The sequence below is a fragment of the Burkholderia sp. F1 genome (assembly GCF_050813845.1).
Taxonomy (GTDB): domain Bacteria; phylum Pseudomonadota; class Gammaproteobacteria; order Burkholderiales; family Burkholderiaceae; genus Burkholderia; species Burkholderia ubonensis.
Genome location: NZ_CP172422.1, coordinates 2,974,856 through 2,997,868, shown reverse-complemented (window position 1 = coordinate 2,997,868; position 23,013 = coordinate 2,974,856). Strand labels below are relative to the sequence as shown.

Sequence of the window (23,013 nt, the reverse complement as noted above, 5' to 3'; positions counted from 1 at the left end):
ACACGTCGAAGAAATTTTCTGCGACGCAACAGACGGAATCGGTACCAGGACTAAATAATCGGCGCACGGCGGCGATTTAATCGTCTGACGAAATGCCGGGCCGTCCGACGTGGCGTCGCTTGCGCGCTTGCTTCGGCGGCACGGGCGTCGGGCGTCGCGGCCCGTGACGATTCGGGGCTACACTGGGTCCGATGCCGCCCCCATCCTCCGAGGAGAGCCATCGATGATCGATCTTGCCGCCATCCTGCCGGGCGCGCTGCCTGCCGCGGTCGAGTGGGCGGAAGCGCAGGCGGCCCGCGGGCTCGCGCAGGGCGCGCCGCTGACGCCGGCGCTCGCCGCCGATGCGCGCTCGGTCGGCGTCGCGCTGCCGGAGCGGATCCGCGTCGTCAGCGCCGCGCAGCTGCCGTTTCCCGACGAGCCGGCGCTCGCCGCGCTCGCACGCGAAGCCGGGCTGCTGTCGCCGGGCACGATCGGCCTGACGCTCGGCCACGCGGTGTTCGTGCTGCAGGGGCACGACACGCGCCGGCTTCTCACTCACGAATTCCGCCATGTGCACCAGTACGAAGCCGCCGGGTCGATCGGCGCGTTTCTCGCGCGCTATCTGCGCGAGATCGCGACGGTCGGCTACGACGCCGCGCCGCTCGAGGCGGATGCGCGGCGGCACGAGATCGGCTGACGCACGGGCACGGCGCGACGGCGTGCACACCCTCATGACAGCCGCGACGGCGGCGGACGCCCAGCGTCGCCGGCGCAGCGGGGCCGCCCTTCGACAGGACAGGCGATGAGCGAAACGATCCATGCGTGGCTCGGCGCCGTCGGCGCGCATCCGGCGCTCGTGCTCGTCATCGTGTTCGCGACCGCGTGTGCCGAAGCGATCGCGTTGATCGGCACGGTGGTGCCGGCCGGCGCGGTGATGTTCGCGGCGGGCGCGCTGATCGGCGCGGGCGCGCTCGACGGCTGGATCACGATCGGCGTCGCGGCCGCCGGCGCGGTCGTCGGCGACGGGATCAGCTACGAGCTCGGCCGGCGCTACCGCAGCGAGGTTCGGAACTGGTGGACGCGCATCGGGCGCGCGGCGTCATACGAACGCGGCGAGCAGTTCGTGCTGCGCCACGGCATGAAAAGCATCGCGCTCGCGCGCTTCCTCGCGCCGGTGCGTGCGGTCGTGCCGGTCGTGGTCGGCTGTGCGTCCCTGCCGCGCAGGTCGTTCTATCCGACGAACATCGCGTCGGCGCTCGTGTGGGCGCCGGTGCATGTCGCGCCGGGCATCGCGTTCGGCGCGTCGGCCGCGCTGGCCGAGGCGGTCAGCACGCGGGTCGCCGCGATCCTGCTGGTCGTCGCCGCGCTGGTCGCGGCCGTGTGGTTCGGCGTGCGGGTCGCGCTGCGGCGCGGCGTGCCGCTGTTGCGCCGCGCGGCGGCCGCAGCCGTGCGCGCGGGCACGCATCGCTGGCCGAGGGTCGCCGCGCGGCTGCGCAGGCTGGCCGCCCGCGTGCGCCGGCTGCCGGGCGCGATCCCGATGCTCGCGCTCCTGTTCGTCGGCAGCGTCTGGCTGTTCGCCGGCGTCGTGGAGGACGTCGTCGCGAACGATCCGCTGATGCGCGCCGACACCGCGCTGTACGCGTTCCTGCAGAACCTGCGCACGCCGCCCGTCGACGCGGCGATGCGCGCGGTCGTGGTGCTGAGCGGCCGCGATGTCGGCCTGATCGTCGCGGCCGCGTTCCTGGTCTGGCTGATGATCCACCGCTGCTGGCTGACGGTCGCGTGGTGGATCGCGGCGGTCGGCGTCGCGGTCGTGCTCGTGCCGCCGTTCGGCGTCGCGCCGGACGGCGGCACGCCCGCGACCTTCGCGGCCGGCGGCGCGCATGTGCCGCTGCCGGACGCCGACGCGGCGTTCGCGATCGTCGCGACCGGCTGCATGGGCTGGGTGCTGACGCGCGGGCGCGCGGTGCTGTGGCGCAACGGCGTCGCGACGGCGATCATGCTGTGGATCGTGCTCGGCGGCTTCGCGCGGCTGTATCTCGGCAACGCGTGGCTGTCCGGGCTGCTCGGCGGCTGGAGCCTCGGGCTCGCGTGGTTCGCGTTGCTCGCCGGCGTCTATGCGTTCGGGCACGTGCGCGACGAGGTCCAGCCGAAGGGGGCGCTCGTCGCCGTCGTCGTGGTGCTCGCGACGGCCGGCGTGTGGACGATTCCGGCGGCGTGGCAGGCCGACCGGGACCAGCACGCGCATGCCAGGGTGGTCGCGATGACGGTCGACCAGTGGATGGACGGCGGCTGGCAGTCCGTGCCGGCGCGGCGCACCGAAATCAGCGGCGATCGCGAGGAATTCCTGCCGCTGCAGTGGTGCGCGTCGTCCGACACGCTCGACCGGCATCTCGCGCGGGCCGGCTGGCAGCGCGCGACGCCGTGGTCCGGGCAGACCGCGCTGCGCTGGCTGCTGCCGCAGACGCCGGCCGACGGGCTGCCGGTGCTGCCGCGCTATTCGCAGGGCGTGGACACGCGGCGGGTGTTCGTGCGCGTCGAGCCCGGACAGCCGAACCGCCGGCTCGTGCTGCGGCTGTGGCGCTATCCGTACGTGCTGAAGGATGCGCAGGGCACGCGGGCGCTGTGGTATGGCGCGCTGTATCGCGAAACGCTGCGCCGTCCGGTGGGGCTGATGACGATCGTGCGCAGCGCAACGATCGACGGCGCCGCGGACATCGCGCAGGCGCTCGCGGTCGACGCGAAGATCGTGCATCCGCCGGCGGGCGCAAGCTCGGCGCCGGCGGACGTGCTGCTGGTGTGGATGGCGCGGCCGTGATCGCGTGTGTGTCGCTTACGTGCGCGCGTGCTGTTCCGGTTCGACGGAAAGGCGCAGGCCGACCGTCTTGAGCACCGCGATCAGGGTTTTCAGCGTCGGGTTGCCGTTGGGTGACAGCGCGCGATAGAGCGCCTCCCGGCTGATGCCGGCCTGCGCCGCGACGGCGCCGAGGCCGCCATAGGCTTCGGCGACGGTGCGCAGCGCGAGCAGGCCGCCTGCGCGGTTGTCGGGATCGTCGAGCGATGCCATGGCCGCCTTCAGGTATTCGACGGCGAGTTCGCGGTCCGCGCGCAGTTCGGCGAGTTCCGCGTCGTGGTGCGGCACCGCGCCTTCGAGTTTGCTCATGATTGCCTCCGTTTCCATTCCGACCAGAGTGCCTTCGCGTAGCGGATGTCGGCAGTCTGGCTGTCCTTGTCGCCGCCGCTCGACAGCAGCACCAGCGTGTCGCCGTGCCGGCCGCAATACACGCGGTATCCGGCGCCGACATGGACGCGCAGTTCGATCACGCCTTCGCCGACCGGCCTGCAATCGCCGAAGTTGCCCATCTGGACCTGACGCAGGCGAACGCGAATCCGCGCCTGGGCGACCTTGTCGCGCACGGCAACCAGCCATTCGGTAAACGGCTCGTGGCCGTCATCGCATCGATAGCGAAGGCGTTCGACGACAGACGGCATTGTAACTTATAAACTACAAAATGAAAAAAGAAAGCGGAGCGGATTGCGTGGCTTGCCGGGCGGAATGCGGACGGGAGCGAAGCACGCGCCGCAAAGAAAAAGGCGCTGCGGCCCGGGGGCATGCAGCGCCTTTCATTCGGCGTTTCAGGCGATAAAACTCAAGCGATGAAACCCGTTACCCGGACGAGATCGATTCTTTCATCGGGGACGGACTGCACGCTATTGGCCGAACGGGCAACGCGGCCACGTCGTCGCTATGGCAGCGCGACCACCCGATCCCGCGCGAATCCCGCGAGCGTGCGCAGCGCGTCGCGCGCCGAGCGCAGGTAGAACGACTGCAGGTGGAACACATGCCAGCGCGCCGCGTGGACTTCGAGACGGCACGGCACGCCGCACGCGAGCGCATGCGCCGCGAGCCGCTGCGCGTCCGACAGCAGCACTTCCTGGTCGCCCGCCTGGATCAGCATCGGCGGCAGGCCGCGCAGGTCGACGTCGAGCGGGCCGCGCGTCGCGGCCGCGCCGGCGCCGTGATACCAGCGCAACCCCTGTTCAAGCCAGCCGCGCCGGATCATCGGATCGTCGCCGCGCCGCGACGCCAGCGTGTCGCCGCCGAGTGACGCGTCGGTGACGGGCGAGATCAGCAGCAGCGCGGCCGGCGCGGGCTCGCCCCGGTCGCGCAACGCGATCGCGAGCGCCAGCGCGAGCGCGCCGCCCGCCGAATCGCCGGCGACGACGATGCGCGCCGGCGCGTAGCCCTGCGTGCGCAACGCCGCATACGCGGCCAGCGCATCGTCGAGCGCGGCGGGGCAAGGGTGCTCGGGCGCGAGCCGGTAATCGGGCGTCCACACCGCCATCCCCGCTTCGTCGGCGAGCCGCGTCGTCACGCCGCGGTGCGTGCCGGGCCCGCCGAGGCAGAAGGCGCCGCCGTGCAGATAGAGGATCGCGCCGCCGGCGTCGCCGCGCTTCGGCGCAATCACTTCGGCCGGCACGCCGCCCGCCGACGTGCGATAGCGGATCACGCCGCCGATGCCCGGCATCAGCGGCGACAGCAGCCCGACGACGCGCCGCTGGAGGCCGACGCCGAACGGCGGCCCGATCAGCGAGCGGAAGCCGACCCGCAGGAAGCCGCGCAGGAAGCCGGCATTCAGCGCCTCCAGCGCGCCGTTCGGCGCGGCGACGGCGATGCCGCCGCCGCGTCCGGCCGCACCCGGCAATGCGGTCGAGAAGCGATACGCGGCGAGCCCGGAGAAGCGCGCGAGCCAGCGGTACGACAGCGTGAAGCCGGGCCAGTTGGTGCTGTTGTGGCCGGACGCGTCGACATACCAGCTCTTGCAGCCGCTCCACACCGAGCCCGCGAGGCGCTGCCGGACGTGCACGTTGTAGCGCCGGTAGCGGCGCGCGTCGACGTCGATCGCGGTCGCGCCGGCCCGCCGCATCGCCCGCACGCAGCGCATCACGTGCGCGATCTGGCTCTCGAGCATGTAGACGATCGAGTTGTGGCCGAGATTGGTGTTCGGGCCGTACAGCATGAAGAAATTCGGAAAGCCCGGCACGGTCATCCCGAGATACGCCTGTGCGCCATGCCGCCACGCGTCGTTCAGGTCGAGCCCGCCGCGGCCGGTGATGCGCATCGGCGACAGGAATTCGGTTGCCGCGAAGCCGGTGCCGTAGACGATCGCGTCGACCGGGTGATGCGTGCCGTCGGCGGTCTCGATACCGTGCTCGGTCACGCGGCGGATGCCTTGCGTGACGAGTTCGACGTTGTGCTTGCTCATCGTGGCCAGATAGTCGTTCGACAGCAGGAGCCGCTTGCAGCCGATCGGGTAGTCGGGCGTGAGCTGCTCGCGCCGCGCCGCGTCTGGCACCTGCCGCGCAAGCATCCTGAAGAACGGCCGGCCGACCGCGAACTTCATCAGCCCGTTGAAGCGCGTGAACGCGAGCGCGCGCGATTCGTAGCGGACGTAGATCGCCGCGCGATGCAGCTTCATCGCCCACGGCAGCCGCCGGAACAGCGCCCGCTCCCACGGCCGGTATGGGCGATCCGGGCGCGGAATCAGGTAGGCGGGCGAGCGCTGGAACACCGTCAGCGTCTTCACGGCATCGGCGATCGCCGGCACGAACTGGATCGCCGACGCGCCCGTGCCGACTACCGCGACGCGCTTGCCGGCGAGCGGATAGCCGTGGTCCCAGTGCGCGGAATGGAACGCGCGGCCGCGGAAGGTTTCCATGCCGGGCAGGTTCGGCAGCGCGGGACGGCTCAACTGCCCGGTGCCGCTGACGAGCAGCGCGGCGCTCAGCGTCGTGCCGTCCGTCAGCGTCACGCGCCACAGCGCGTGGGGCTCGTCGTAGCGTGCGTGCGCGACTTCCGCGCCGAAGCGCAGGTGCCGCGCGAGGCCGTACTTGCGCGCGCAGTGCTGCAGGTACGCGTGGATTTCCGGCTGCCGCGCGAACGTGCGCGACCAGCCGGGATTCGGCTCGAACGAGAACGAGTAAAGATGCGAGGGCACGTCGCATGCGGCGCCCGGATAGCTGTTGTCGCGCCAGACGCCGCCGACGTCGTGCGCGCGTTCGAGGATCACGAAGTCGTGCACGCCGGCGCGCTGCAGCGCGATCGCCATGCCGATGCCGGCGAAGCCCGCGCCGATGATGATGGCGGCAAGCGGCGGGGGGGTGTCGTCGAGGGCGGCGAAATCAGGCGATCGCATCGCGGGTCTCCTTCGGTTGGGCGGAAGGTGGCGCGTGAACGGCGCCGGGGTGGGTGTCGGGTTCGGCGACGGTCGCTGCGACGGCCCGTGCCGCGGCATTCATCGCAGCCTTCGCATCGGCATGCGGCCGTCCCTGCACGCGGCTGACCCCGCGGATCAGGTCGACCGCCTTCTCGGCGAGCATGATCGTCGGCGCGTTGGTGTTGCCGCCGATCAGCGTCGGCATCACGGACGCATCGACGATCCGCAGCCCCTGCAGCCCGCGCACGCGCAGTTGCGGATCGACGACCGCGAGCGCGTCGCGTCCCATCCGGCACGTGCCGACCGGGTGGTACACGGTGTCCGTGCGCTGCCGCAGCACGTCGCGGATCTCGTCGTCGGTCGTCACGTTCGCGGTGAACATGTCGTGCGTGATCCAGCCGGCGAGCGCGGGCGTCTGCATCAGCCGGCGCGTCAGCTTGAAGCCCGCGACCATGTCGTCGAGATCGCGCGGATCGTCGAAGAACGCCGGATCGATGCGCGGCGCGGCGAGCGGATCGGCGCTCTGCAGCGTGACCGAGCCGCGGCTGCGCGGCCGCAGCAGGCACACGTGGCACGACAGCCCGTGGCCGGCATGCAGGCGCCGCGCGTGGTCGTCGACCAGCGCGACGACGAAATGCAGCTGGATGTCCGGCGCGTCGAGCGCGGCGCGCGTCTTCAGGAAGCCGCCGCCTTCCGCGAAATTCGACGTCAGCATCCCGCGCCGCTCGCGGCGGAAGCGCAGCAACTCGCGCAGCATGCGCAGGCCGCCGCGCGCCGACACGCCCATCGTGTCGACGCTGCGCGTGCGGTAGCCGAAGATGAAGTCGGGATGGTCCTGCAGGTTGCGGCCGACGCCCGGCAGGTCGACGAGCGTACGGATGCCGAAACGTTCGAGTTCAGCCGTCGGGCCGACGCCGGACAGCATCAGCAGTTGCGGCGTCTGGAACGCGCCCGCGGCCAGCACGACTTCGCGCCGCGCGCGCAGCGTGCGGACTGCGCCGTGCTGCCGCACCTCGACGCCGACCGCGCGCGTGCCGTCGAACAGGATGCGCAGCACCTGCGCGTGCGTCTCGACCGCGAGGTTGTCGCGGCGGCCGACGTGCGGCAGCAGGTACGCGCGCGCCGCGCTCCAGCGTTCGCCGTGCTTCTGCGTGACCTGGTAGAGGCCGATGCCTTCCTGCTGCGCGCCGTTGAAATCGTCGGTCAGCGGCAGGCCGGCCTGGCGAGCCGCCTCCAGGTAGCGCGCGTGAAACGGGTTGCCGGTGCGCAGGTCGCTGACCCACAGCGGGCCGTCGCGGCCGTGCCATGCATCGTCGAAGCGTTCGTTGTGCTCGCTGAGCCTGAAGTAAGGCAGCACGTCGTCGTAGCCCCAGCCCGCGTTGCCGAGCGCGGCCCAATGGTCGTAGTCGCTGCGGTGGCCGCGGATGTAGACCATCGCGTTGATCGCGGACGAGCCGCCGAGCGCCTTGCCGCGCGGCTGGTAGCCGCGGCGTCCGCCGAGCCCCGGCTGCGGCACGGTCTCGAACGCCCAGTTGTTGATGCGGGTCGGCATCATCGCGACGGCGCCGGTCGGCACGTTGACGAGCGTGCCGTCGCCGCGGTTGCCGGCTTCGAGCACGCAGACGGTGACGTCCGGGTCCTCGGTCAGGCGCCCCGCGACGACGCAGCCGCCCGAGCCGCCGCCGACGACGATGTAGTCGAATGTCTGGGTCATGGACTTGTCTCCGGAAAATCGGCGGGTCAGGCGCCGCGCGTGGCGAAATCGGTCGGCGGGATCGGGTGCATGGTGTCTCCTCCTGGCAATCGATGAAGTCGTTCGGATGACGACTGGATGACGCCGATGGTGCGTGCCGCGTGGGAAAACACCAATGCTGCGACGGGACAATTGTTTTAGTATTTGGGCCAAATCGGCGCTTTGAGGGTTTCTCCGCATGAGCTTCCAGGATTTCACCCGGAGTCCGGCCGGCGCGCGGCTGCTGGTCGATTTCGGCGGCGAGCGCGGCCTGCCGCACGCGAAGCTGCTGGCCGGCACGGGGCTGTCGGCCGCGCAGCTCGACGACCCGAACGCGGAGGTGACGGCGGCCCAGGAACTGCGGCTGACCGCCAACCTGCTGCGGCTGCTCGGGCATCCGCCGGGCCTCGGCTTCGAGGTCGGGCGGCGCTATCACTTCTCGGCTTACGGCGTATGGGGCTACGGGCTGATCGCGAGCGCCACCGCGCGCGACGCGCTCGCGCTGGCGATGCGCTTTCTGCCGCTCACCTATGCGTACACGGTGATCACGTACCGCGAGGAGGACGACTGCTGCGTGCTGAATTTCGGCGCGCCCGAGCTGGCCGGCGAGCTGAGCCGGTTCCTCGTGGAGCGCGACATGACCGCGGCGGTCGTGCTGCTGCAGGAAATGGGCGGCGCGGATTTCACGCTGTCGCGCTTTACGTTGCAGGCCGAACGGCCGGCGGCGGCGCGCGGCGCGGCGCCGGCCGTTGCGGCGCCGCGGATCGCCGGCGTGAAACCCACGTTCGGCGCGCGTTCGAACAGTCTTGCGTTCGCGCGCACGTATCTCGACCGGCCGCTGCCGCAGGCAAATCCGATTACGGTGTCGATGTGCGAGCAGATGTGCAGTCGCCTGCTGGAAGCGCGGCGCGCGCATGTCGGCACCGCGGCGATGATCCGCGACTACCTGGGCTCGACGCCGGGCACGCCGCCGTTTTCGCTCGAGGACATGGCGCGCCTGATGAATACCAGCGCGCGCACGCTGAAGCGGCGGCTGCAGGACGAGGGCACGACGTTCCGCGCGCTGCTCGCCGAGTCGCGCAGCGCGATGGCCGAGGCGCTGCTCGGCGACGAGCGGCTGACGCTGGCCGAGGTGGCGGAGCGGCTCGGGTTCAGCGACCTGTCGAGTTTCTCGCAGGCGTTCAAGCGGTGGCATGGGGTGGCGCCGGGGGCGTTTCGCAAGTCGCGCGATGCGCGATAGCGGCGGCCGCGGCGGTGGCAAGGCAGGCACATCAAGTCGGCGATGCGTGAGAAACGCCGGATTCGCATCACGTGTCGTACTTCAGGCAATCCTCCGCGCGCTGCCGTTTCGCAAGGGTCCCTACCGATAGCTGCGCCAATTTTGGTTGGTTAATGTGCGTCAGAATTGACGCCCGTTGGCGCATCTTCCGGCCCGATGCCACATGCAACTACGCACCCTTCGTTACTTTCGGGAGCTGGCGCGTTGCTCGTCGTTGCGCAAAGCGGCCGAGCGGCTCCACATCGCCCCCACCGCGATCAGCCGTCAGATCGAACAGCTCGAGCATCACTTCGGGGTGCCGCTGTTCGAACGCGGTCCGCGCGGGATCCGTCTCACGGCCGAAGGGGAATTCCTCGTGGAACGCGTCGACGCCGTCCTGTTCGAGCTCGATCAAGTGAAGACGCTGATTTCCGAACGGCGCAACCTGGAGGTGGGCTCGGTTGCGGTCTGCGCATCGGAAGGCATCGTGTCCAGCCTGCTTGCGCCGGTGCTCGCCGCGTTCGCGCAGAACCATCCGGGCATCCGTTTCGACATCTCCGTCGCTAGCGCGCAGCAGACGCTCGACGCGCTGTGCCAGGGCCGCGCCGACATCGGCATTGGCTTCTACCTGCCGCGCCGCGCCGACATCGAGGTCCTCGCCCAGGTCGACCTGTGGCATCGCGTGCTGGTTGCGCCCGAGCATCCGCTGAGCCGGCGCGACAGCGTCATGCTCGCCGAATTGGTCGAACAGCCGCTCGCGATCCCGGATACCGCGTTCGGCGTCCGGCAAGCGCTCGAACAGGCGGCGAAGCGCTCGGGCGTGTCGCTCCAGCCCGCGTTCACCACCTGCTCGCTCGAAACCCAGAAGGCGCTCGCCCGCCAGGGCGCCGCGCTGCTGATCCTGCCGATCTGCGCGCCGCCTGGCGTGCGCGACGCGGACGGGCTGCGCGCGGTGCCGATCGCCGATGCGGAGCTGCAGCAGGTGCGCGTCGAACTGTGCCGGTACCGGTATCGTCCCGCGTCGATCGCCGCGCGCAAGTGCGTCGAGATGCTGCAGGCCGCGATGGCCCGCTGCGACGACAGCGGGCCGGCCCACTGACATCGCCGCGGCCGGGCGTCAGAACCGCACGATGAGCCCGGCGCCGACCGCGAGTTGCGTCATGCCTGCAACGGGCGTTGTCGTGTAGTTGTTGACCCCGAAGTCCGCGCCGCCGCCGTTGCTCGTATAGCCGCCCGTCAGGTAGACCGTGGTTCGCTTGGACAGCCAGTACAGCGCCGACGCGTTGGCGAGCGCGGGTCGCCCGCCGCTGTCGCGGAACACGTAGCGGCCGCCTTCGACGATCAGTTTCAGCGCGGGCGTCGGCATGTATTGCGCCGCCGCCCAGTAGATGTTGCCGTTCGGCGATGCGTGCAGCGAGCCGCGCACCGTGACGACGCCGCCCGATATCGCGAAACGATCAAACGCATAGCGCGCGACCGCGCTCGCGCGGCGGTCGGTCAGCCCCGACTGGTCGATTCCGTTCGATACCGTGCCGCGCACCTCCTCGTAGCCCGCGCGCGCCCACAGGCCGCCGTTCCTGTATTCGGCGGCGACGCCCCAGTAGCGGCCCGCGTCGGCATTTCCGGCAATCTGCTGCCCGAAGCCATACATCGCCTCGACGTTGACGCCGCCGAAATCCGGCGACTGATACTTGATCGAATTGTTGAGCCGGACCGTCGCGGGAGGGATCATGTTCAACGAAAAGATCGAGTAGTTGTTGAACAAGGTCGGCTCGTACAGCACGGTCTTATCGTACTGGACGCTGTATTGGCGGCCGAACGTCAACGAACCGAAGCGATCGTTCGTCAGGCCGACGAGCGCGATCCGGTTGAACAGCGTATTCGCCGACGCAAGCGCGCCGTTGCTGAGCGAGAAGCCGTTCTCGAGCTGGAAGATCGCGTGATAGCCGCCGCCCAGGTCCTCGCTGCCCTTGAGCCCGAAGCGAGACGGATAGGACGTTCTTGCGTTATCCGACGTCCACGCGCCCTGGCCGGCCGCGTTGGCGTGCGTCCTGTACTGGATGCCCGCGTCGAGCAGCCCGTACAGTGTGACGGAACCCTGCGCCGCGGCCACTGCGCTATAGCTCGTCATGCATACCAGCGCGCAGCGGCCCAGCCGCATCAGGTCGGCCCCATTACGATATTTCATATGCATTCCTATTTAATTGGGCGAAAACGGATCGTCGACGAAATGTGCGTGCTCAGCGCTCGGCGCGGCGGCCGGGCCAGGTTTCGGTCGCGCACCAGCCGGCCGCGATGCAGATCGCGTTCGCGATCAGCAGATAGCCGGTCGGCGCCATCGGGTTGCCGGTGCTGCCGATGAGCCAGGTGATGATGGCCTGCGCCGTGCCGCCGAAAAGCGACACCGCGACCGCATAGACGATCGAGAAACCCGCCGAGCGCACGTGGGCCGGGAAGCTCTCGGCGATCAGCACGATCAGCCCCGCGCCGCTCATCCCATGCAGCGCCGACAGCACGACGAGCGTCGCGAGGAAAACCGGGGCGCTCGAGTGCGCGACAATCAACTGCAGCGCCGGAAAGATCAGCAGGAGCAAAGCGATCCGAGGCCAGATCACGACAGCACGCCGGCCGACCTTGTCCGACAGCCAGCCGCCGAGCAGCGAGAACACGGCGAGCGAACCGCCCGTCGCGAACGTCGCGAGCATGGCGACGCTGCCGGGCAAGTGCAGCTCGGTCAGCGCGAATGTCGTCATGTAGTTCAGGAAGTACTGCGTGATCGTGCTGCCCAGCAGGATCATCAGCCCGATCGCGATCGGCCGGCGATGCGATGCGTTGAGCGTATGCAGGATCTCGCGGGTCGTACGATGCGCATCGCGCGTGTCGATCGTCTCCGACAGGTTGCGGCGAATGTAGATGCCGATCGGCAGGACCAGCAAGCCGAACACGAACGGAATGCGCCAGCCCCATGCATAGAGCTCGGCTTGCGTCAGCGAGACGGTCAGGCAATAGCCGGCGAGGCCGGCGGCGACGGCCGCGAAGCCCTGCGACGCGACCTGCCAGCACGCGTAAGTGCCGCGCTTGTCACGCGGCGCGGCTTCCAGGATGTAGGTTGTCGCGGGGCCCGCTTCGCCGCCCCACGCGAGCCCCTGGATCAGGCGCGTGACGACCAGCAGCACCGGCGCGGCGACGCCGAGCGTCTGGTAGCCGGGCAGTATCGCGATCGCGCCGGTGCCGACGGCCATCATCACGAGCGTCAGCATCATCGCCGGCTTGCGTCCCGCACGGTCGGCATACGCGCCGATCAACACGGCGCCGAGCGGGCGGACGACGAAGCCCAGGCCGAACACCGACACGGACAGCAGCAAGCTTGCGAACGCGTCGCGCGTCGGGAAGAACGTATGGCCGATCATCACCGCAAAGGTCGCATACGTGCCGAAGTCGAAGAACTCGACGGCATTGCCGAGCGCGACCGCGGCGATGTTGCGGCGCGCGCTCCCTGCCGCTGGGGGATGGGCCGGCACGGCATCCAATGCCGGTTCAAGCAGGTTTTTCATCACGGCTCCTCGAAGGGGACAGGCTGCGCCCGCCGTGCAAGGCCGGTGCGGGCAGGGGGAGAGACGGCGGAAAGCCGTCAGCGGGGCGGTTCCGGCCAGTGGAGCATCGGGCCGCGCCACAGCTCGTAGGCCTTGCCGAGTTGCAATACGAGCCGGTCGGCGAAGCGCGGGCCGATGATCTGCAGCCCGATGGGCAGCCCGTTGCGCGCGAAGCCGCAATGGATCGACAGCGCGGGTTGCTCGCCCATGTTCCACGGCACCGTGAACGCGATGTGCTCGAACGGCCGCGTCGGGTCGTTGGTCGGCCCGGCCCATTCGGCGGGAAAGCCGATGACGGGATTCGTCGGCGACAGAATCGCGTCGACCTCCTGGAATGCGCGCGCGGCGCCCGCGCGCATCTCGAACGTCGCGCCGAAGCCGCGCACCGCATCCACGCCCGACACCGCCGTCGCCTGCCCCGCCCATTCGATGATGTACGGCAGGACCCGTGCGCGCGCCGCCGCGGACAAGCCCTCCAGTTCGCCCCACAGCCGCGCCTGCCAGAAACGATCCAGCCCGTCGAGCATCGCGCGGTTCAGCACCGGCGCAATCGGCACGATCCGGGCGCCGTGCCGCGCGAAATGCTCGGCGGCCGCCTCGACGGCGACGACGATCTCGTCGTCGGGCGAGAGTCCGCAGCCGGCATCGAGCATCAGACCGATCCGCATGCCGCGCACGTCGGCCGCGTCGATCGTCCAGTCGATGGACTCCGGCGCAAGGCTCGTCGCGTCACGCCAGTCCGGGCGCGCGACGTAGCGCATCAGCAGCGCGGCATCGTCGAGCGTGCGCGTCATCGGGCCGGCGCAGCGGCCAGTGTAGTACGGATCGATCGGCACGCGGCCGTTCGACGGCTTGAATCCGACCAGCCCGCACCAGCCCGCCGGTATCCGGATCGAGCCGCCGATATCGGTGCCGATGTGCAGCGGGCCGTAGCCCGCCGCCGCCGCCGCTGCCGCGCCGCTGCTCGAGCCGCCCGGATTCAGTTCGAACTGCCACGGGTTGCGGGTCACCCCGTGCAGGCTCGACATGCCGGACGACAGCATCCCGTAGTCGGGCATCGTCGTCTTGCCGATCAGCACCGCGCCCGCCTCGCGCAGTCGCGCAGCGACGGGCGCGTCCGCGTCGGCCGGCGCAAGCGTCGCCGCGGCAGAGCCGACCGGCACCGGATCGCCTTTCGTCGCGATCAGGTCCTTCACGGTGACCGGGATGCCGTCGAGCGCGCTGAGCGGCGCGCCCGCCGCCCAGCGGCGGCGAGAGGCGTCGGCTTGCATGCGCACCTGCTCCGGATCGAAGCGGTACAGCGCGCGGAGATGGGGTTCCCAGCGCGCGATGTGGTCGAGGAGCGCGTCCGCATAGTCGGACGGAGTCGTGCGGCGGCGCTGGAAGCGCTCGGCCAGCGCGACGGCGGATAGATTCAGTAATTCCGGCATAAGGGGATTTCGAGTTGATTGAGTCGTGTGCAATGGGCGGACGGCCAGGCCGTTGAATTACGAGCCAACGGTAGCAGTGCAAATTGGCGGCAGCCAGCATAATTAATGTTTACCGGTGCACACAATTTTAGAGCGCTGACCAGTTGATTCGAACGAGGTCGATCTGAGTAGAATGTGCTGCCGGCGGCGAAAGGCGGGACGCGGCTGAATCCGGCGGGCCGGCGAGATTCACCGCGCAATTTCATCGCAGGTTCGAAAAACCATGTTTCCGTTTGATTTTATCGCGATCGGTATGCATGAAACTCATTCGCGCCCCGAGATATCACCTGAAATAGATGTGAATTGGAGTCGATGCTGGTTAATAGTGTAAATATCTGGTCGATAAAATACTCGCAGTGCTTGACGAATATCACCGCGCAAAAAATACAGGAACCTATATGGAAGAAGCGAAGCACTTCATCGCGGGCGAATGGACCGCCTCGTCCGGCGGCGACACGGTCGCCGTGACCGATCCGTCCGACGGCCAGCCGTTCGCGTCGATCGCGCGCGGCACCGCCGCCGACGTCGACCGCGCGGTCGCGGCGGCCCGCGACGCGTTCGCAGGCGCATGGGGCGCGGCGAGCCCGGCCGAGCGCGGGCGCGTGCTGTTCCGGCTGTCGATGCTCGTCACCGCCCATCACGACGAGCTCGCCGTGCTCGAGGCGCGCGACACCGGCAAGCCGCTGCGACAGGCGCGCGCCGACGCGGCCGCGCTCGCGCGCTACTTCGAGTTCTACGCGGGCGCCGCCGACAAGCTGCACGGCGAGACGCTGCCCTACCAGGCCGGCTACACGGTGCTCACGATCCGCGAACCGCACGGCGTCACCGGCCACGTCGTGCCGTGGAACTACCCGATGCAGATCTTCGGGCGCAGCGTCGGCGCGGCGCTCGCGGCCGGCAACGCGTGCGTCGTCAAGCCGGCCGAGGACGCGTGCCTGTCGGTGCTGCGCGTCGCCGAGCTGGCCGCCGAAGCCGGGCTGCCGGCCGGCGCGCTGAACGTCGTCACCGGCTACGGCCACGAGGCCGGCGCGGCGCTCGCCCGCCATCCGGGCATCGACCACATCTCGTTTACCGGCTCGCCCGCGACCGGCAAGCTCGTCGCGCAAATGGCCGCGGAAAACCACGTGCCCGTCACGCTCGAACTCGGCGGCAAGTCGCCGCAAATCGTGTTCGCGGACGCCGACCTCGACGCGGCGCTGCCGGTGCTCGTCAACGCGATCGTGCAGAACGGCGGCCAGACCTGCTCGGCGGGCAGCCGCGTGCTGATCGAGCACACGGTCTACGAGCCGCTCGTCGAACGGCTCGCGACCGCGTTCAACGGCCTGAGGGTCGGCCCGAGCCGCGCGGATCTCGACTGCGGCCCGCTGATCAACGCGAAGCAGCAGCAGCGCGTGCAGGATTTCCTGTCCGACGCGCAGCACGACGGCATTCCGATGGCCGCGCACGGTCAGGTGGTGCCGGACGCGCCCGAAAGCGGCTTCTACCAGGCGCCCGCGCTGCTGCGCGACGTGCCGCCCGCGCACCGGCTCGCGCAGGAGGAAGTGTTCGGCCCGGTGCTCGCCGCGATGCGCTTTGCCGACGAGGACGAAGCGGTCGCGCTCGCGAACGGCACGCCGTACGGCCTCGTCGCGGGCGTCTGGACCCGCGACGGCGCGCGCCAGCTGCGCGTCGCGCGTCGCGTGCGCGCGGGCCAGGTGTTCGTCAACAACTACGGCGCGGGCGGCGGCGTCGAGCTGCCGTTCGGCGGCGTCGGCCATTCGGGCCACGGCCGCGAAAAAGGCTTCGAGGCGCTGTACGGCTTCACGACGCTCAAGACCATCGCGCTCAGGCATGGCTGACGCGCCCTTCATCCACACGACACGAGACACACCAGACAAGGAGACACTCGGCATGCGGCTCAGCGGCAAGACTGCGATCGTCACGGGCGCCGGTTCGGGCTTCGGCGAAGGCATCGCGAAAACCTACGCGCGCGAAGGCGCGAACGTCGTCGTCAACGACCTGAACGGCCCGGCGGCCGAGCGCGTCGCGAGCGAAATCGTGCTCGCGGGCGGCAAGGCGATCGCGGTCGCGGGCGACGTGTCGCGCCGCGACGACTGGCAGGCGCTGCTCGCCGCCGCGCTCGACGATTTCCGCACGGTGCAGATCGTCGTCAACAACGCGGGCACCACGCATCGCAACAAGCCGGTGCTCGACGTGACCGAAGCGGAGTTCGACCGCGTCTACGCGGTCAACATGAAGAGCCTTTACTGGTGCGTGCAGACCTTCGTGCCGTATTTCCGCGAGCAAGGCGGCGGCGTGTTCGTGAACATCGCGTCGACGGCCGGCGTGCGGCCGCGCCCGGGGCTCGTCTGGTACAACAGCACGAAGGGCGCGATGATCACCGCAAGCAAGACGCTCGCGGCCGAACTCGGCCCGGACCGGATTCGCGTGAACTGCGTGAATCCCGTGCTCGGCGAGACGGGGCTCATGTCCGAGTTCATGGGCGTCGAGGACACGCCGGAAAATCGCCGGCGCTTCCTCGCGACGATCCCGCTCGGCCGGCTGTCGACGCCGCAGGACATCGCGAACGCGGCGCTCTATCTTGCGTCGGACGATGCCGAGTTCGTCACGGGCGTCTGCCTCGAGGTCGACGGAGGCCGCTGCGTCTGAACTGGCGGATTTGCTGCAGCCTGACGCCAGGCAAGACATCAGCGGCAAAATTGACCAGGTCGGCGCCGCGATGAACAAGGCGCGATTTGTTGCGAATACGCATCGTCATCGATGCGTGATTCGCAATATCGAGGTTATCGGCGAAGCGAGCAACAAGGTGCGCAAGCATCATCGGGCGTTTGCAGACGCGCACCCGGAAGTTCCGTGACAAGGCTGCAATGGTTACGGCCTCTCCATCGTATCTAATGCGAAGCCGAAGGATCGCTTGTGATGGCAGACGCCTGGACGAGTCTCGAAGCGTTCATCGCCGCAACCGTCACTGCTTCACCGGCGCACTCGCCGCGACTTTGTCGAGCGCGGGCGGGATGAACCTGTCGAGCTGCGCTGTCACGTTCTCGCAGAACGCCATCGGCTTGCCCCAGGCATCCGGCAGGTCTTCCGACTTGCCGGTCGCGTATTCGGCGAGCGTGTACACGTTGCCCGCCGCCGGATACAGCGCGAGGACCTTTTCCTTGTACTTGTCGGTCATCGTCGGGATCACGCCGTTCTCTTCAGGCTTCTCGTCGTACGGGGCTTCGTCGGCCGCGCGCTGATCCGGAAAACCCGGGCGCTTCATTGCGACTCAACGTATGCAAGAATCAGTTTCTTGAGGCCCCTCTACTTTAGCGCTGCTTTCGCCACACGCCCCCTCGAATGTCTAAACGCCAGAATATTTATGAGAGATTCCACACCCCGAGCGACGAAGTTGCCGCGAGGGAAGTCGCGGCGATGAGCGATGAGGAGCAGGCGCGCGCCAGGTCGGCTGCGACAGTGCATGTCCGCAGTTGGCTCGCCATTCTATTCGTGCCAATCGTATTCGGGCCTTGGGTTCCGATGTTCGCGTATATGCTGGGTATGCTTGCATACCGCGGAATGTTCGATCCGGCCTTCGATATCGATCGTGCGGTCGTCGAGACAGCCGTACCCGTAATATGGGTCACGGCTCTCATCATCGCAGCCTGGATCGGCCTGAACTGGTGCGTCGCGACGTACGGTACCCGACAGCGGTACTGGCGCGAAATGCCGTTCAACGGGCATGTCGAATTGGAGCGCCATACGCTATGTTCGGCAATCATCGTGTGGTCGGACGACTACGATCCAGAACCCATCTACGTTGAGGAATGGATCGACGGCAAGCTTAAATCCAGCAGGGCCGGAGTAAGGCAGTGGATCCTGGCTCGAACGTCCGCTGGTCACTGGCTGGTGCTTGATCATGGCATTGCGGCAGACAGCTGGTCCGGGCCGCCAACGTTCCCCTTGGAGACGAGACGGCTGACCCCGGGGCGAGAACTGGCGGTAGCATTTGCGCCACGCACCAATATTCGTATCGGATTGCGAATGAGTGGACCGGCGGCGCCATTGACCCTTACCTCCTATCTGCTGTCTGACGCTGAACGTCAGCGTCTGGCCGCGGCGGCTCACCACTATGAATTTTTCCCGCCGGACCAGTATGGCGTCGTCGATTCCGCCGATGCAGACTGGGTCGGGGAACTCGCCGCCAGGGCACTGGACAGGGAAGTGCCGGTGGACGTGGCGGCCGGGCGAGCGTTGACGTAATCGTCGCGGGCTGTTTCAACGACCGCCACCACAACGCGAAGGCACCCGGGTCCTTTACGAATGGACCGGCGCGCTGTCGGCCGCTGTCCGCTGGCCATCGAGCCATCGGGCCGATCGAGTAACGTGGGGCAGCACCGGACGAAGCCTTTCCGAAACCGTCTCCCAGGGATGCGCATCGCTCGCCTCGTCAAGCCCCCGCCTCCCGGTGAAACAACGCCAGAAACTGCTGCGCCGGCAACGACAGCGGCCGGTCGCGCCGCACGAGGCTCCCGTACGACGGCAGCTTCTGCGCGAGCGCGTAGTCGACGATCGCCACCATCCCGTGCTCGGCATTCAGCTCGGCGACCGTGCGCGGAATCACGCCGAGCATCTGCGAGCGGTCGACGAGGCTCATCGTCGTCAGGATCGAGCCGGTCTCCACCAGCCCGCGCGGCATCGGCTGGTGGTGCATCCGGAACTCGCGCTCGACGACCTCGCGCGCGGGGCTGCCGGTGGGCTGCAGGATCCACGCATAGTCGAGCAGCGCAGCGAACTCGACCGGCCCGCTGCCGACGAGCGGATGGTCGCGGCCGGCGACGATCGCGAGCGCTTCGTCGTCGACCGCGCGGAATTCGCAGTCGGCGCCGACGTTGCGCCCGATCACCACTTCCAGCACGCCTTCCTGCAGTTGCGGCATCAGCTTGTCGCTGGTGTCGACCGCGATGTCGATCGCAAGCAGCGGATAGCGTGACTTCAGCTGCACGAGCGCCTCGGTGAGCCGCCCGGGCGTCGCGGCCATGATGCTGCCGATCGTGAGCCGCCCGGCGCTGCCGAGCTGCAGTTCCGCCAGCTCGCGGTTGAGCGCCTCCATGCTGCCGCGGATCCCGCGGAAGTAGCCGAGCACCCGCTCGCCGGCCGGATTCAGCACGAGCCCGCGCCCGACGCGCTCGAACAGCGGCTGGCCGAGCGCATCCTCGAGCTCGCGCAGCATCTTGGTCGCGGCCGGCTGCGTGAGGCCGAGCCGGTCGGCCGCCGCGCGCAGCGTCGAGCACTCCTCGACCGCCAGCAGCAGCGCGACCTGGCGCATCCGCAGCCGGTTCAGCAGTTGCGGCGTCGAATCCTTCCTGTCGATCGAACCCAATTCGATTACCTCAGGTTATCAATTCATCAAGAGTTTTCAATTTACCGGCGTGTCCCGTCTACCTAGCATGAACCCCACATGACGAACGGCCGCTTTCCGGCCAGAGAGACAGGAGACGAACATGCAGACGAATTCGGCGATTCCGGCACGCGGCCCGGCCCGCGCGGGAGACCCGGCATTGCCCGTCGTCGCGCTGACGCTCGGCGACCCGGCCGGCATCGGCCCCGAGCTGATCGCGAAGCTGCTCGCGCGCCCGGATGCGGCGGCGCACGCCAATCTCGTGCTGATCGGCGACCGCTGGCTGTGGGAAGCCGGCCAGCGTGTCGCGGGCGTGCAGGTCGACGTCGAGCCGGTCGCGTCGCTCGCCGACGTGCGCGACCGGCCGTCCGTCGCGCGGCCCGCGTTCGTCGCGGTCGACACCGTCGATCCCGCCCAGGTGACGCTTGCTCAGGCCGGCCCGGCAGGCGGCCGCTCGGTGCTCGACGTGCTGAACCGCTGCATGGACGCGGCGCTGGCCGGCGACGTCGACGCGATCTGCTTCGCGCCCCTCAACAAGCACGCGATGAAGCTCGGCGGCCTCGCGCACGACGACGAGCTGCATCACTTCGCCGACTACCTCGGCGTGACCGGCTACTTCTGCGAATTCAACACGCTCGGCGAACTGTGGACTGCGCGAATCTCGTCGCACATTCCGCTGAAGGATGCCGCGCGCTACCTGTCCGTCGAGCGGATCGAACAGGCATCCGAACTGATCTACCGGTCGCTGCTCGCGAACGGCGTCGCTGCGCCAAAGGTTGCGATCGCGGCGTTCAACCCGCACGGCGGCGACGGCGGCATGTGCGGCCGCGAGGAGATCGACGTGATCGCGCCGGCCGTGCGCGCGCTGCAGGCGCGCGACTGGCCGACCGACGCGCCGTTCCACGGCCCGTTCCCGGCCGACACGATCTTCCTGAAGGCGCAGGCCGGCGACTACCAGGCGATCGTCACGATGTACCACGACCAGGGGCAGATCGCGATCAAGCTGCTCGGCTTCTCGCGCGGCGTGACCGTGCAGGGCGGGCTGCCGGTGCCGATCACGACGCCCGCGCACGGCACCGCGTACGACATCGCGGGGCGCGGCACGGCCGACGTCGGCGCGACCTGGCAGGCGCTGCAGATCGCGTGCCGGATGGGCGCCGCGCACCGGCAGCACACGACATCGGCGTGACGGCCGCCCGCCCCGCCGGACCTTCGGACCAGAACCGATCACCAGGAGACAACGCAATGAAGATCAAGGCTGTGCGCGCACGCGTGTACCAGTGGAAAGGCAAGACCGTGCCGCCGCAGGGCAATTTCTGCTCGAACGCGATGGACCTGCTGTATGCGCCGCAGGAAACGATGAGCACGTTCCGCTTCCATTCATGGGCGGTCGTCGAGGTCGAGACCGACGACGGCATCGTCGGTCTCGGCAACGTCGCGCTCGCGCCGCACGTCGCGAAGGCGATCGTCGACCAGTACCTCGCGCCGCTCGTGATCGGCCAGGACCCTTGGGACTACGAATACCTGAACCAGCGGATGTACCGCGCGACCCACGCGTGGGGCCGCAAGGGCGTCGGCATGGCGGCGATCTCGGCGGTCGACATCGCGATCTGGGACATCCTCGGCAAGAGCGTCGGCAAGCCGGTGTTCAAGCTGCTCGGCGGCCGCACGAAGGAGAAGATTCCCTGCTACTACTCGAAGCTGTACCGCACCGACCTGGACGAGATGCAGGCGGAAGCGCGGCGCTATCTCGACGAGGGCTTCCGCGCGTTCAAGATGCGCTTCGGCTACGGGCCCGCGCACGGGCAGCAGGGCGTCGTCGAGAACCTGAAGTCGGTCGCGGCGATCCGCGAGGTGATCGGCTACGACAACGACCTGATGCTCGAGTGTTACATGGGCTGGAACCTCGAGTATGCGAAGCGCATCCTGCCGAAGCTCGAGAAGTACCAGCCGCGCTGGCTCGAAGAGCCGGTGATCGCCGACGACATCGACGGCTACGCGGAGCTGAACCGGCTGACGAGCATCCCGATCTCGGGCGGCGAGCACGAGTTCTCGCTGTACGGCTTCAAGCAGCTGCTCGATCGCAAGGCGGTGTCGGTCGTCCAGTACGACACGAACCGCGTCGGCGGCATCACGATGGCGCACAAGATCAACGCGCTGTGCGAGGCGTACAGCGTGCCGGTGATCCCGCACGCGGGCCAGATGCACAACTACCACCTGACGATGAGCACGCTCGCGTCGCCGATGAGCGAGTACTTCCCGATGTTCGACGTCGAGGTCGGCAACGAGCTGTTCTATTACATCTTCGACGGCGAGCCGGTGGCCGAGAACGGCTTCCTGCAGCTGCGCGACGACGTGCCCGGCCTCGGCCTCACGCTGAAGACCGAGTTCCTCGACCAGTTCGACATCGTGGAGTGACCATGCGCGCACGTTACCAGGGCGTCTTTCCGGTGGCGCCGACGATCTTCACCGAGGACGGCGCGCTCGACCTCGACGGCCAGCGCCGCGCGATCGACTTCATGATCGACGCGGGCTCGCAGGGCATCTGCATCCTCGCGAACTACTCGGAGCAGTTCGCGCTCGGCGACGACGAACGCGACCTGCTGACCCGCACGGTGCTCGAGCACGTCGCCGGCCGCGTGCCGGTGATCGTCACGACGTCGCATTTCAGCGCGCGGATCTGCGCGGAACGCAACCGGCGCGCGCAGGCGATGGGCGCGTCGATGGTGATGGTGATGCCGCCGTATCACGGCGCGACGTTCCGCGTGCCGGAGGCGTCGATCCATGCGTTCTTCCGCGAAGCGAGCGAAGGGCTCGACATTCCGCTGATGATCCAGGACGCGCCGGCGAGCGGCACGACGCTGTCGGTCGACTGCCTCGCCAGGCTCGCGCGCGGGATCGACGCGGTGTCGTACTTCAAGATCGAGACGCCCGGCGCGGCGGCGAAGCTGCGCGAGCTGATCCGCATCGGCGGCGACGCGATCGAAGGGCCGTGGGACGGCGAAGAGGGCATCACGCTGCTCGCCGATCTCGATGCGGGCGCGACGGGCGCGATGACGGGCGGCGGCTACCCGGACGGGATTCGCCGGATCACCGACGCGTATTTCGCCGGCCGCCGCGACGAAGCGTGCGAGCAGTATGCGCGCTGGCTGCCGCTGATCAACTACGAGAACCGGCAGGCGGGCTTCCTCGCGGCGAAGGCGCTGATGAAGGCCGGCGGCGTGATCGCGTGCGACAAGCCGCGCGCGCCGTGGCCCGACCTGCATCCGGACACGCGCGCCGGGCTGCTCGACGCGGCGCGGCGGCTCGATCCGCTCGTGCTGCGCTGGGGGCGGTAGGCGCGTCGCGGCGACACGCAACGAAACGATGGGATGACGAAAG

General features: G+C 68.9%; 20 protein-coding genes. 11 read left to right on the top strand and 9 right to left on the bottom strand.

What is annotated here, in order from left to right:
- Window positions 1-223: 223 nt before the first annotated feature.
- Window positions 224-676, top strand: coding sequence for a hypothetical protein (locus tag ACFIMZ_RS31925; RefSeq protein ID WP_431823426.1), 453 nt, complete (start codon window positions 224-226; stop codon window positions 674-676).
- A gap of 105 nt (window positions 677-781) precedes the next feature.
- Window positions 782-2,797 carry an LssY C-terminal domain-containing protein gene (locus ACFIMZ_RS31920; protein WP_431823425.1) on the top strand — a complete coding sequence of 672 codons (2,016 nt, stop codon included), beginning with the start codon at window positions 782-784 and terminating at the stop codon, window positions 2,795-2,797.
- 15 nt (window positions 2,798-2,812) lie between these two features.
- Here ACFIMZ_RS31920 and ACFIMZ_RS31915 read toward each other — a convergent pair whose 3' ends face one another.
- The 4 genes from ACFIMZ_RS31915 to ACFIMZ_RS31900 all read right to left on the bottom strand — a co-directional run bounded on the left by ACFIMZ_RS31915 (window position 2,813) and on the right by ACFIMZ_RS31900 (window position 7,911).
- The gene (locus ACFIMZ_RS31915) at window positions 2,813-3,142 is read right to left on the bottom strand and encodes an addiction module antidote protein (protein WP_431823424.1); all 330 of its coding nucleotides are present in this window, start codon (window positions 3,140-3,142) and stop codon (window positions 2,813-2,815) included.
- Complete coding sequence (locus ACFIMZ_RS31910) at window positions 3,139-3,471, bottom strand: type II toxin-antitoxin system RelE/ParE family toxin (RefSeq protein ID WP_431823423.1); 333 nt, start codon at window positions 3,469-3,471, stop codon at window positions 3,139-3,141. Before ACFIMZ_RS31910 ends, ACFIMZ_RS31915 begins: the two co-directional genes overlap by 4 nt.
- 254 nt (window positions 3,472-3,725) lie before the next feature.
- Window positions 3,726-6,176, bottom strand: coding sequence for an alpha/beta hydrolase fold domain-containing protein (locus ACFIMZ_RS31905; protein WP_431823422.1), 2,451 nt, complete (start codon window positions 6,174-6,176; stop codon window positions 3,726-3,728).
- Window positions 6,163-7,911: a GMC family oxidoreductase gene (locus tag ACFIMZ_RS31900; protein ID WP_431823421.1), complete on the bottom strand. Its 1,749-nt coding sequence runs from the start codon at window positions 7,909-7,911 to the stop codon at window positions 6,163-6,165. Before ACFIMZ_RS31900 ends, ACFIMZ_RS31905 begins: the two co-directional genes overlap by 14 nt.
- Before the next feature lie 217 nt (window positions 7,912-8,128).
- On the opposite strand from ACFIMZ_RS31900, the gene ACFIMZ_RS31895 reads away from it, so the two are divergent.
- Window positions 8,129-9,169, top strand: a complete 1,041-nt coding sequence (locus tag ACFIMZ_RS31895) for an AraC family transcriptional regulator (protein WP_431823420.1) — start codon at window positions 8,129-8,131, stop codon at window positions 9,167-9,169.
- A gap of 202 nt (window positions 9,170-9,371) precedes the next feature.
- On the top strand, window positions 9,372-10,286 hold the full coding sequence (locus tag ACFIMZ_RS31890; protein WP_431823419.1) for a LysR family transcriptional regulator: 915 nt from the start codon (window positions 9,372-9,374) through the stop codon (window positions 10,284-10,286).
- A gap of 18 nt (window positions 10,287-10,304) precedes the next feature.
- Here the strand turns inward: ACFIMZ_RS31890 and ACFIMZ_RS31885 are convergent, their stop codons facing one another.
- From ACFIMZ_RS31885 to ACFIMZ_RS31875, 3 genes are all read right to left on the bottom strand, one after another.
- Entirely contained in the window at window positions 10,305-11,375 is a 1,071-nt protein-coding gene (locus ACFIMZ_RS31885; RefSeq protein WP_431823418.1) for a porin, read from the bottom strand.
- Window positions 11,376-11,427: 52 nt separating this feature from the next.
- Complete coding sequence (locus ACFIMZ_RS31880; RefSeq protein ID WP_431823417.1) at window positions 11,428-12,741, bottom strand: MFS transporter; 1,314 nt, start codon at window positions 12,739-12,741, stop codon at window positions 11,428-11,430.
- Window positions 12,742-12,818: 77 nt separating this feature from the next.
- Window positions 12,819-14,210 (bottom strand): amidase, encoded by a 1,392-nt coding sequence (locus ACFIMZ_RS31875; protein ID WP_431823416.1) that lies wholly within the window; start codon window positions 14,208-14,210, stop codon window positions 12,819-12,821.
- A gap of 437 nt (window positions 14,211-14,647) precedes the next feature.
- Between ACFIMZ_RS31875 and ACFIMZ_RS31870 the strand changes: the two genes are divergently transcribed.
- From ACFIMZ_RS31870 to ACFIMZ_RS31860, 3 genes are read left to right on the top strand one after another with little or no spacing between them, the layout of a single operon-like run.
- Window positions 14,648-16,087, top strand: coding sequence for an aldehyde dehydrogenase family protein (locus tag ACFIMZ_RS31870; protein ID WP_431823415.1), 1,440 nt, complete (start codon window positions 14,648-14,650; stop codon window positions 16,085-16,087).
- A 52-nt stretch (window positions 16,088-16,139) separates the two neighbouring features.
- On the top strand, window positions 16,140-16,898 hold the full coding sequence (locus ACFIMZ_RS31865; protein ID WP_431823414.1) for an SDR family oxidoreductase: 759 nt from the start codon (window positions 16,140-16,142) through the stop codon (window positions 16,896-16,898).
- Between the two features lie 10 nt (window positions 16,899-16,908).
- The gene (locus ACFIMZ_RS31860; protein ID WP_431823413.1) at window positions 16,909-17,106 is read left to right on the top strand and encodes a HepT-like ribonuclease domain-containing protein; all 198 of its coding nucleotides are present in this window, start codon (window positions 16,909-16,911) and stop codon (window positions 17,104-17,106) included.
- 108 nt (window positions 17,107-17,214) lie between these two features.
- Here ACFIMZ_RS31860 and ACFIMZ_RS31855 read toward each other — a convergent pair whose 3' ends face one another.
- Window positions 17,215-17,514 carry a hypothetical protein gene (locus ACFIMZ_RS31855; protein WP_431823412.1) on the bottom strand — a complete coding sequence of 100 codons (300 nt, stop codon included), beginning with the start codon at window positions 17,512-17,514 and terminating at the stop codon, window positions 17,215-17,217.
- Between the two features lie 77 nt (window positions 17,515-17,591).
- Between ACFIMZ_RS31855 and ACFIMZ_RS31850 the strand changes: the two genes are divergently transcribed.
- A complete protein-coding gene (locus ACFIMZ_RS31850; RefSeq protein ID WP_431823411.1) occupies window positions 17,592-18,494 on the top strand; it encodes a hypothetical protein in 903 nt (300 codons plus the stop codon).
- Window positions 18,495-18,681: 187 nt separating this feature from the next.
- On the opposite strand, the gene ACFIMZ_RS31845 is transcribed toward ACFIMZ_RS31850, so the two are convergent.
- Window positions 18,682-19,614 carry a LysR family transcriptional regulator gene (locus ACFIMZ_RS31845; RefSeq protein ID WP_431823410.1) on the bottom strand — a complete coding sequence of 311 codons (933 nt, stop codon included), beginning with the start codon at window positions 19,612-19,614 and terminating at the stop codon, window positions 18,682-18,684.
- 121 nt (window positions 19,615-19,735) lie between these two features.
- Between ACFIMZ_RS31845 and ACFIMZ_RS31840 the strand changes: the two genes are divergently transcribed.
- The 3 genes from ACFIMZ_RS31840 to ACFIMZ_RS31830 are packed head-to-tail and all read left to right on the top strand — an operon-like array spanning window position 19,736 to window position 22,970.
- A complete protein-coding gene (locus ACFIMZ_RS31840; protein ID WP_431823409.1) occupies window positions 19,736-20,821 on the top strand; it encodes a 4-hydroxythreonine-4-phosphate dehydrogenase PdxA in 1,086 nt (361 codons plus the stop codon).
- Window positions 20,822-20,877: 56 nt separating this feature from the next.
- Window positions 20,878-22,050 carry an L-rhamnonate dehydratase gene (locus ACFIMZ_RS31835; RefSeq protein ID WP_431823408.1) on the top strand — a complete coding sequence of 391 codons (1,173 nt, stop codon included), beginning with the start codon at window positions 20,878-20,880 and terminating at the stop codon, window positions 22,048-22,050.
- A gap of 2 nt (window positions 22,051-22,052) precedes the next feature.
- Window positions 22,053-22,970, top strand: a complete 918-nt coding sequence (locus tag ACFIMZ_RS31830; RefSeq protein WP_431823407.1) for a dihydrodipicolinate synthase family protein — start codon at window positions 22,053-22,055, stop codon at window positions 22,968-22,970.
- Window positions 22,971-23,013 lie beyond the last annotated feature (43 nt).

Bases quoted from the DNA above. Each gene is read 5' to 3' on its own strand.
- ACFIMZ_RS31900 (WP_431823421.1), bottom strand. From the start codon at position 7,911: ATGACCCAGACATTCGACTACATCGTCGTCGGCGGCGGCTCGGGCGGC.
- ACFIMZ_RS31890 (WP_431823419.1), top strand. From the start codon at position 9,372: ATGCAACTACGCACCCTTCGTTACTTTCGGGAGCTGGCGCGTTGCTCG.
- ACFIMZ_RS31895 (WP_431823420.1), top strand. From the start codon at position 8,129: ATGAGCTTCCAGGATTTCACCCGGAGTCCGGCCGGCGCGCGGCTGCTG.
- ACFIMZ_RS31855 (WP_431823412.1), bottom strand. From the start codon at position 17,514: ATGAAGCGCCCGGGTTTTCCGGATCAGCGCGCGGCCGACGAAGCCCCG.
- ACFIMZ_RS31865 (WP_431823414.1), top strand. From the start codon at position 16,140: ATGCGGCTCAGCGGCAAGACTGCGATCGTCACGGGCGCCGGTTCGGGC.
- ACFIMZ_RS31920 (WP_431823425.1), top strand. From the start codon at position 782: ATGAGCGAAACGATCCATGCGTGGCTCGGCGCCGTCGGCGCGCATCCG.
- ACFIMZ_RS31915 (WP_431823424.1), bottom strand. From the start codon at position 3,142: ATGAGCAAACTCGAAGGCGCGGTGCCGCACCACGACGCGGAACTCGCC.
- ACFIMZ_RS31835 (WP_431823408.1), top strand. From the start codon at position 20,878: ATGAAGATCAAGGCTGTGCGCGCACGCGTGTACCAGTGGAAAGGCAAG.
- ACFIMZ_RS31905 (WP_431823422.1), bottom strand. From the start codon at position 6,176: ATGCGATCGCCTGATTTCGCCGCCCTCGACGACACCCCCCCGCCGCTT.
- ACFIMZ_RS31840 (WP_431823409.1), top strand. From the start codon at position 19,736: ATGCAGACGAATTCGGCGATTCCGGCACGCGGCCCGGCCCGCGCGGGA.
- ACFIMZ_RS31850 (WP_431823411.1), top strand. From the start codon at position 17,592: ATGTCTAAACGCCAGAATATTTATGAGAGATTCCACACCCCGAGCGAC.
- ACFIMZ_RS31885 (WP_431823418.1), bottom strand. From the start codon at position 11,375: ATGAAATATCGTAATGGGGCCGACCTGATGCGGCTGGGCCGCTGCGCG.
- ACFIMZ_RS31925 (WP_431823426.1), top strand. From the start codon at position 224: ATGATCGATCTTGCCGCCATCCTGCCGGGCGCGCTGCCTGCCGCGGTC.
- ACFIMZ_RS31880 (WP_431823417.1), bottom strand. From the start codon at position 12,741: ATGAAAAACCTGCTTGAACCGGCATTGGATGCCGTGCCGGCCCATCCC.
- ACFIMZ_RS31830 (WP_431823407.1), top strand. From the start codon at position 22,053: ATGCGCGCACGTTACCAGGGCGTCTTTCCGGTGGCGCCGACGATCTTC.
- ACFIMZ_RS31875 (WP_431823416.1), bottom strand. From the start codon at position 14,210: ATGCCGGAATTACTGAATCTATCCGCCGTCGCGCTGGCCGAGCGCTTC.
- ACFIMZ_RS31870 (WP_431823415.1), top strand. From the start codon at position 14,648: ATGGAAGAAGCGAAGCACTTCATCGCGGGCGAATGGACCGCCTCGTCC.
- ACFIMZ_RS31910 (WP_431823423.1), bottom strand. From the start codon at position 3,471: ATGCCGTCTGTCGTCGAACGCCTTCGCTATCGATGCGATGACGGCCAC.